This window comes from Stieleria sp., from assembly GCF_041595215.1.
In the GTDB taxonomy this organism is placed as follows: domain Bacteria; phylum Planctomycetota; class Planctomycetia; order Pirellulales; family Pirellulaceae; genus Stieleria; species Stieleria magnilauensis.
The window spans coordinates 1-2,749 of the sequence record NZ_JBFHKV010001106.1; the positions used below are offsets into that span (position 1 = coordinate 1).

At 59.1% G+C, this 2,749-nt stretch carries 2 protein-coding genes; one reads left to right on the top strand and one right to left on the bottom strand.

Annotated features, from left to right (window positions below; all coding sequences use genetic code 11):
• Positions 1-282: 282 nt before the first annotated feature.
• Entirely contained in the window at positions 283-1,329 is a 1,047-nt protein-coding gene (locus tag ABX749_RS28530; protein WP_372899023.1) for a DUF1573 domain-containing protein, read from the bottom strand.
• 467 nt (positions 1,330-1,796) lie between these two features.
• Between ABX749_RS28530 and ABX749_RS28535 the strand changes: the two genes are divergently transcribed.
• Positions 1,797-2,471, top strand: coding sequence for an ECF-type sigma factor (locus ABX749_RS28535; RefSeq protein WP_372899024.1), 675 nt, complete (start codon positions 1,797-1,799; stop codon positions 2,469-2,471).
• The last annotated feature ends 278 nt before the right edge of the window (positions 2,472-2,749 follow it).

Consider the following 2,749-nt stretch of genomic DNA (forward strand, 5'->3'; position numbering starts at 1 on the left):
GGCTACTCGCTGGCATCCCTCCGGGATACTCGGTTCGCTGCCGCTCTCCTTTGACACCAAACGGAGTGATGCTTGTGAGCGGCAGGTCTCGCGGCCAATGCCGCTAAATCGAGATTTAGCGCCGCGCGGACACTGGCGCGAACCGGCTGATGTCAGTTGATGATTAGCCGTTTGGCGCGGGGCCTACTCGCCCTGCGCTGGTCAAAGCCTTGTCGATATAGCGGTATTGGACGCGCGCCCTGCCGCTAATAAAAAGCACCCCGATTGGAACTAATCCACGAATCACTGCTCGCGAATGTCGGCGGTCAGGATGGCTTTGGCGGTGACGGATTGATCGCCGGCGGTGGTGATCAGGACGGTCACTTTTTGAGGGCCTTCGGCGTCGGTCGGGGTGAACGTGGCGGGAACGATGTGGATCGTCTTGGCGACGGTGGCTTGGGGGAAGGAGACGTCCCAGCCTTCACAGGTGATCGATTCGATCGTGAACGGGGTGGCACCTTTGATGACCAATCGCTTTTCGATTTTTTGGCCCGGCTTCAAGCTGCCAAAGGCGATCGCTTGGGGCGAGATGCTGAGCGGGCTTTCGACGTTGCCGCTGACCGGGAAGGGGACTTCGGGGCGTTTGGTGTCGTTGGTGATGACGATGATTTCGTTTTGGAACGGCCCGGTGGGTGCGTCTTCGCGGATCGCGACGGTCAGCTCATAATCGGCCCGGCCGGCGCTTCGGCTGACCAGTTTCTTGCTCGGGACCAGCCACGGCACATTGCTTCGCACGTCGGCGATTTCCCAATCGCTGCGGCCGGCATACAGCACGCGTGTGGTCTTGCTGTCCGATTCGCCTTGGTTGACGGTGCCAAACTCGATCGCACCGGGGTGGAACACCATGTCGCTGCGGATGTAGCCGTCGACACGCAGCCGCACTTCGCTGAAGAACGGTTTGTCGATCACGACGGTCAGTGTTGCGCCCTTGGTGCCCCGGAAGGTGTCGGTGTTGAATCGCGCCAGAATCGACCCCGTTTGGCCGGGCTCGATGTACTCGGTTTCGACGATCGGTGTCGTGCATCCACAGCTTCGTCGGACCGTTTGGATGTGCAGCGGTTGCGTGTAGGGGTTGTAGACCGGGAAGCGGAATTCGGTTTTGGAAGCAACCGCTACGGTGCCAAAGTCATGCTTCTTGATTGCAAAGGCATTGTCGGGCCATTGCGATTGGGCCAGTGCGGATGCAGCGATCGAGAACGAAGTCGCAAGGGTCGCAAGAGCGATGACGGTGGCGCGGAACATGTGTTGGATTCCCCCCGGATGGCGATGTTGTGTAGTGACAGTGTTCATGCAGCGCGAATACTCCCCAAGGTGCTCCCCGCTGGAGGGAACTTAGGTCGGGAATAGGTTCCTGGTCGCCAAGGCACCGGAAAATGCCGATCGCTCGGAATCGCGGCGATCGGGCGACACGGTCCATCCAGTGGTCCAGCCACAGGCCCACCGCCGTCTCAGGCTGCGGGGGCGATTGCGGAATGTCGGGTTGAGACCGGTTGGTGAACCCTTGTCGTATTCTCCGAAATGAATCCTGTTACGATGGGAATGATTACCGAATCCAGGAAGACGGGCAAGGGAATCCCCCTCGGTTGAACTGTTTTTCCGCAAGATCCGTATAATCCTGCGGTCGGATTATCGCGACGAGGTCGACCTTGCGCCCCGCTTTGCTTCGACACTTGCTTTGCAGCATCCAAATCCAGCCAATCCACTGTTTTTTTGATCGTCTGGACGATGTTATGGAATGGCGCAACAATCTGAACGTGATGGACAACCACCCCAACGATCAGCCCGGAGCCGACAGCAGTGCAGCGGAACGGTTTGCCGCTGCGATGGAGCGTGTTCGCAAGGGAGACGATGAAGCGATCGGCGAGCTTTGGAACGGGTACTTCCAACGGTTGGTGCGTTTGGCGGCCAAACGTCTGCCCTCAAACCTCAAGCGAGCCGGTGACGAAGAAGACATCGCACTGTCGGCTTTCAACAGTTTTATCGCGGGAATTCGACGCGACCAGTTTCCTGATCTCAGTGGCCCGGACAACCTGTGGGGGTTGTTGATCACGTTGACCGGCCGCAAAGTCAACGCCCACCTGAGGTTCCAGACCCGTCAGAAACGGGGCGGCGGAGCCGTTCGGGGGGAATCGGTGTTCATGCATGAAGACGAGACTCGCAAGTCACCCGGCATCGGTGGGGTTTCCGACGAGTCGATGACCGCGGATCTTAACGTCGAGCTGGAAGAGACGTGCAACGCGCTGCTGGACCAATTGCCAGACGCCCAGCTGCGGCAAATCGCAGTGATGCGGATGGATGGTTTCTTGGTCGACGAGATTGCTGACCGGCTGGGGCTCAGCAAACGCGCAACCGAGCGGCGGTTGCAATTGATTCGGCGGACTTGGTCCGAAGCCGTCCATTCCAACGACGAGGAACTGGACGAGTCGGATTGAACCCCATACCGCCAAACTAACATCAATGCGGTGCCCGGACGCTGGCGCGAACCGGCTGAGATCAATCGAATGATCAGCCGTTTGGCGCGAGCCTACGGGCCCTCGCCTGAGCAAACGACACATAAACGAGCGGTATTGGGTTTGAGCCCGGCCGTTGAACGCTTCATCATGGATCATGGTTCGCCCGATCGGGGGATGCCAGGTCGTCGAATACCCGATCGTTGAATACCCGATCGTCGAGCCCAGCGACACGGTACAAACAAGCTAGTGACCCGGTA